Annotated in this window: 7 protein-coding genes; 5 read left to right on the top strand and 2 right to left on the bottom strand. The window is 64.7% G+C overall.

Annotation, left to right across the window (positions count from 1 at the left end; translation table 11 throughout):
• The 4 genes from JWQ89_RS10720 to JWQ89_RS10735 form a co-directional block, all read left to right on the top strand.
• The coding region (locus JWQ89_RS10720; RefSeq protein ID WP_299640843.1) for a CTP synthase at positions 1 to 1,247 on the top strand (1,247 nt) is incomplete at its 5' end.
• Positions 1,247 to 1,747, top strand: a complete 501-nt coding sequence (locus tag JWQ89_RS10725; protein WP_299640852.1) for a GNAT family N-acetyltransferase — start codon at positions 1,247 to 1,249, stop codon at positions 1,745 to 1,747. The genes JWQ89_RS10720 and JWQ89_RS10725, both read left to right, overlap by 1 nt.
• A gap of 24 nt (positions 1,748 to 1,771) precedes the next feature.
• Entirely contained in the window at positions 1,772 to 1,948 is a 177-nt protein-coding gene (locus tag JWQ89_RS10730) for a DUF4169 family protein (protein WP_299640845.1), read from the top strand.
• A 39-nt stretch (positions 1,949 to 1,987) separates the two neighbouring features.
• Positions 1,988 to 2,461 (top strand): glutathione peroxidase, encoded by a 474-nt coding sequence (locus tag JWQ89_RS10735; protein ID WP_366143992.1) that lies wholly within the window; start codon positions 1,988 to 1,990, stop codon positions 2,459 to 2,461.
• Here JWQ89_RS10735 and JWQ89_RS10740 read toward each other — a convergent pair.
• Positions 2,458 to 2,592, bottom strand: a complete 135-nt coding sequence (locus tag JWQ89_RS10740; RefSeq protein ID WP_299640848.1) for a hypothetical protein — start codon at positions 2,590 to 2,592, stop codon at positions 2,458 to 2,460. The two genes, JWQ89_RS10735 and JWQ89_RS10740, sit on opposite strands and share 4 nt — an antisense overlap.
• A 292-nt stretch (positions 2,593 to 2,884) precedes the next feature.
• On the bottom strand, positions 2,885 to 4,063 hold the full coding sequence (locus JWQ89_RS10745; RefSeq protein WP_299640850.1) for a hypothetical protein: 1,179 nt from the start codon (positions 4,061 to 4,063) through the stop codon (positions 2,885 to 2,887).
• A gap of 359 nt (positions 4,064 to 4,422) precedes the next feature.
• On the opposite strand from JWQ89_RS10745, the gene JWQ89_RS10750 reads away from it, so the two are divergent.
• Positions 4,423 to 5,275: trypsin-like peptidase domain-containing protein (locus JWQ89_RS10750; protein WP_299640854.1), on the top strand; the 853-nt coding region annotated here is incomplete at its 3' end.

The following is a 5,275-nucleotide window of genomic DNA, read 5'->3' on the forward strand; positions in this document are numbered from 1 at the left end:
AGGGCAACGACGAGTTCGATTTCGTCCTCGTCGAAGTCGGCGGCACCGTCGGCGATATCGAGGGCCTGCCGTTCTTCGAGGCGATCCGCCAGTTCGGCAACGACCTGCCGCGCGGGCACGCCGTCTATGTCCACCTGACGCTGATGCCGTTCATCCCCTCGGCCGGCGAGCTCAAGACCAAGCCGACGCAGCACTCGGTGGCAACGCTCCGCTCCATCGGCATTTCGCCCGACATCCTGCTCGTCCGCTGCGATCGCCCCATCCCGCACAGCGAACGCAGGAAGCTGGCGCTGTTCTGCAACGTGCGCGAGAGCGCCGTGATCCAGGGCCTCGACGTCGCCTCGATCTACGACGTGCCGCTCGCCTACCACAAGGAAGGGCTCGACCGCGAAGTCCTCGCCGCCTTCGGCATCGAAGACGCGCCGTCGCCCGACCTGACCCAGTGGGAGGAAGTCTCGCAGCGCCTCCACAACCCCGAGGGCGAGGTCAACATAGCCATCGTCGGCAAGTACACCGGCCTCAAGGACGCCTACAAGTCGCTCTCGGAAGCCCTGGTCCATGGCGGCATCGCCAACCGGGTGAAGGTCAACCTCAACTGGATCGACAGCGAAATCTTCGAGCACGAGGACCCCGCACCCTATCTCGAGCACATCCACGGCATCCTCGTCCCGGGCGGCTTCGGCGAGCGCGGCTCGGCCGGCAAGATCCAGGCCGCCCGCTTCGCCCGCCTCAAGGACGTGCCGTATTTCGGTATCTGCTTCGGCATGCAGATGGCCTGCATTGAGGCGGCGCGGAACACCGCCGGCATCAAGAACGCCAATTCCACCGAGTTCGGCCCCACCAAGGAGCCGATCGTCGGCATCATGACCGAGTGGACCAAGGGTAACGAGCAGGTTACGCGCACCACCGACACCGATCTCGGCGGCACCATGCGCCTCGGCTCCTATCCGGCCCAGCTCGCCAAGGGCAGCCGGGTGGCGGATATCTATGGCTCGACGCGCATTACCGAGCGCCATCGTCACCGTTACGAAGTGAACATGAACTACCGCAAGGTGCTCGAGGCGAATGGCCTCCTCTTCTCCGGCGTCTCGCCCGACGGCAAGCTGCCTGAGATCGTCGAGCGCACCGACCACCCGTGGTTCATCGGCGTGCAGTTCCACCCGGAGCTGAAATCCAAGCCCTTCGAGCCCCACCCGCTCTTTGCCAGCTTCATCGAAGCGGCCAAGGAGCAGAGCCGGCTGGTGTGATGGAGCTCCGGACGGCGCGGCTCCTCCTGCGCCGGCCCGTGCCGGACGATCTCGTTCCGATCCATGCGGTCATGTCGTCGCCCGAGGCCATGCGCTACTGGTCGACGCTGCCGCACGAGTCTCTCGCAGTGACGGAAGCCTGGTTCCCCGGCGCGCTGCTCTCCTTCGACAATCCGGCCTGGGACGAGTGGATCATCGAGCACGAGGGCCGCGTCGTTGGCTACATGGGCATCTGGAACATGCCCGAATTCGGCTTCATCCTGCACCCCGACGTCTGGGGCCGTGGCCTCGCAACCGAGGCCGCCACCGCCTTCATCGAATACGCCTTCGCCGCCCATCCGATCGATGCCCTGACCGCCGATGTCGACCCGCGCAACACCGCATCGCTGAAGCTCCTGCAACGCCTCGGTTTCACGGTGACCGGCACCGCGAGGAACACCTTCCTTATCGGCGGCGAATGGTATGACTCAGTTTATTTGTCGCTACCGCGCCCGCACTAGCTCCACTGCCGCTCCGGAGTTCCAATGGCCGACATCCTCTCCCTCTCCAAAGCCCGCAAAGCCAAGGCTCGCACGGCCAAGGAGCAGACCGCCTCCGAGAACCGCATCAAGTTCGGGCGCGCCAAGGCCGACAAGCAGCGCGACGCGGCGCTCAAGGCGCTCGCGAACAAGCGACTGGACGGGGAGAAGCTTGAAGACTAGGGCAGGGGTATTGACCGTTGCGGAGTTCCTGCCTTGACCATGCTTTATGATTTTTCGGCCCGTTTGCTCGACGGGCCCGAGCAGCCTCTGTCGGCCTATCGCGACAAGGTCGTCATGGTGGTCAACGTCGCCAGCAAATGCGGCTTCACCCCGCAATATGCCGGTCTCGAAAAGCTCTACCAGACCTATCGGGACCGCGGTCTCGTCATCCTCGGCTTCCCCTGCAATCAGTTCGGCGACCAGGAGCCGGGCACCGAGACCGAGATCGCCGCCTTCTGCGACCTCAACTACAATGTCACCTTCCCGATGTTCTCGAAAATCATCGTGAACGGTCACGGCGCTCATCCGCTCTACCAGTGGCTGAAGCGCAAGGCGCCCGGCCTGCTGGGCTTCCAGGCCATACAGTGGAATTTCACCAAGTTCCTCGTCGATCGCTCCGGCACCAGGGTGCAGCGCTTCGCTTCCGCCGTGGAGCCGGCAGAACTGGTCCCACCGATCGAGAAGCTGCTCTAGCCCTTGTGATGCAGCCGCCGCCGCTCGCGGCGCACCTCGTGCCGCGGCACGCGATCGACGATCCGCCCCCGCCAGAACAACACCGCCCCCCAGGCCACAAAGCCCAGGAGCACCACGAGTCCCAAAAGCACCCCACCCGGCATCTCGCCACCTCGCTAGGTTGCGAGGGGGAGGATACTGCTGTGCGGGCGCGGTTGCAAAGGCGTGTGCTCCGCAAGCTCGGTGCCCATCTCCCCCTTGGCGGGGGAGAAAGCAAAATCTTAGGTTTAGCCGTTTGGCTAAGCCCAAGAAATTCCATTTCTCCCCCGCAAGGGGGGAGATGGGCACCGAGCCTGTGGCCGGCACTGATCCAACCCGCAAAACCAAAGAAAAAGCCCGGGAGCTCTCACTCACCGGGCTTCACCTTCACAATCCAGCGGGGGATCACTCCCCCGGCTGCATATCCTTGCCGGTATACACCTCGTCCACCCAATACTGGTCCCGCCGCCAAAACCCGTTGAACGGCGTCAGCGAGGCCTGGGTGTAGGCGCCCATCAGGCCGAATTCCACCCAGTCGTCCTCGTCGATGTCCGACGGCAGGGTGAACACCTGCGGCAGCACGTCGTAGCTGTCGCAGGTCGGACCCCACACGGTGAACTCGGAGAAGTCCTGGTCGTTGTCGTGGATGCGCGGGCCGCGCCACACCCGCACCGGCGGGGTGAAGTGCATGAACTTCACTTCCATCAGCGAGCCATAGGCGCCGTCGTTGAGATAGACCGACTGCCCGCCGCGCTGGTGCTTCACCCGCAGCAGCAGCGACGTCGACGAGGTCACCAGCGCCCGGCCGGGCTCGATGATCAGTTCCGGCTTGGACTTGCCGAAATTGTCCTTCACCGCTGTCGAGATGGTCTCGAAATAATAGTCCATCGGCGGCGCTTCGCTGGTCGGGTAGGGGGCCGGATAGCCGCCGCCGATATTGAGGCGCTTGAGCTCTATGCCGCTCTCCTCGCAGATCTTCGCCGCGGCCGCGATGTGCCGCTCGTAGGCATAGGCGTCCTCGCACTGGCTGCCGACATGGAAGCAGAGCGATGGCGTATAGCCCATCTGGTCGACGAGGCTGACGATCTCCGCCGCGCCATCCTGCATGACGCCGAACTTAATGCCGAAATCGTACGATTTCAGCGCCTTGCCGGCCTTGAAGCGGGTGGTCACCTCGATGTCGCGCGACGGCGATACCACCGCCGCCAGCTGGTCCAGCTGCTGCGGGTGGTCGATGGTGAACGAGCGGACGCCGAACTCCTCATAGGCGCGTTCGATCTCGCGCTTGTTCTTGATCGGGTTGTTGTAGTGCATGACCGCGCCGGGGGCGTAGTCGCGCACCAGCTCCATCTCCATGTTGGAGGCAACGTCGAAGGCCTTGAGGCCCTCGTCGTGGAGCTGCCTGATGATGTGCGGGGAGGGGTTGCATTTGACCGCATAGGTCAGCAGCCCGTCGAACCCCTTCTTGAACACCTTTGTCGCCCGGTGCAGTTCCTTCGAACAGAACAGGAAGCTCGGAAAATCGGGCTCTTCGCTGGCGATGAGCTGCGAAGTATTGGCATAGACCGTGGTCGGCTCAGTCATTGGCGGCTAACCTTTCAGGGGTCCGGGAGGGGCGTCAAAAGCGAGCGCTGCATATAGGGTCGATTGACCCACTGGGCAACGTCATATTTGAGGGATTACCAATCCGTAAGGCCGGCACCTAAAAGGCGCCAGATTCGGGGCGTTTGTCGGGCCTTTACGGTGCCGTCTCGCCTGAGGACATGACGATGTCGAAACAGGGTTGGATCTTCGGTCTCGTGGGTGTCGCCGCAGGCGTCGCCCTGGCGTTCGGCTACGCCGAGATTTCGAGCCGCCGCGCCGACACGGTGCCGCCCGCCATCACCGCGCAACTCGTCGCACCAGCAGCCCAGCCGGCCGCCGAGATGGCAGTCCAGCCCCCAATGCAGCCGGCAGCCCAGCCCGCAACACAGCTGGCAGCGGAGGCGAAGACCGTCCCGGCCACCCGTACCGAGGTGCAATTGAGCTTTGCGCCCGTGGTGAAGTCGGTGACGCCGTCGGTGGTCAATGTCTACGCCACGACGATCAGCCAGCAGGCCACCTCGCCATTCCTCAGCGACCCGTTCTTCCAGCAGTTCTTCGGCGGCGGCGACTCGCCCTTCATGGACAGCCGCCCGCAGAAGTCGCAGTCGCTCGGCTCGGGCGTCATCGTCGACGGTGCGGGCATCATCCTGACCAACCACCACGTCGTCGACGGCGCCACCGATATCCGCGTAGCCACCACCGACGGCAACGAATACGCCGTCAACCTGCTGCTGGACGATCCGAAGACCGACCTCGCGGTCCTCAAGGTCAAGGACCCCAAGGGCGGGACCTTCCCGGCGCTCCCATTCGCCGATTCCGACCAGCTCGAGGTCGGCGACCTGGTGCTCGCCATCGGCAATCCGTTCGGCGTCGGCCAGACCGTCACCTCGGGCATCGTCTCGGCGCTAGCCCGCACCGGGGTCGAGAGCGACAACTACGAGTTTTTCATCCAGACCGATGCTGCGATCAACCCGGGCAATTCCGGTGGCGCGCTGGTCGACCTGCAGGGCCGCCTCGTCGGCGTCAACACCGCCATCGTGTCGCGCTCCGGCGGCTCGGTCGGCATCGGCTTCGCCATCCCGGCCAACATGGCCAAGCTGGTCGCCGAGACCGGCATCTCCGGCGGCGCCCTGGTGCGGCCGTGGTTCGGCGCCCGCATGCAGCCCGTCACCGCCGACCTCGCCGACAGCCTCGGCCTCGGCCGGGCCCGCG

Source organism: Devosia sp., assembly GCF_028290645.1.
GTDB lineage: Bacteria > Pseudomonadota > Alphaproteobacteria > Rhizobiales > Devosiaceae > Devosia_A.

Bases quoted from the DNA above. Each gene is read 5' to 3' on its own strand.
- JWQ89_RS10730 (WP_299640845.1), top strand. From the start codon at position 1,772: ATGGCCGACATCCTCTCCCTCTCCAAAGCCCGCAAAGCCAAGGCTCGC.
- JWQ89_RS10745 (WP_299640850.1), bottom strand. From the start codon at position 4,063: ATGACTGAGCCGACCACGGTCTATGCCAATACTTCGCAGCTCATCGCC.
- JWQ89_RS10725 (WP_299640852.1), top strand. From the start codon at position 1,247: ATGGAGCTCCGGACGGCGCGGCTCCTCCTGCGCCGGCCCGTGCCGGAC.
- JWQ89_RS10735 (WP_366143992.1), top strand. From the start codon at position 1,988: ATGCTTTATGATTTTTCGGCCCGTTTGCTCGACGGGCCCGAGCAGCCT.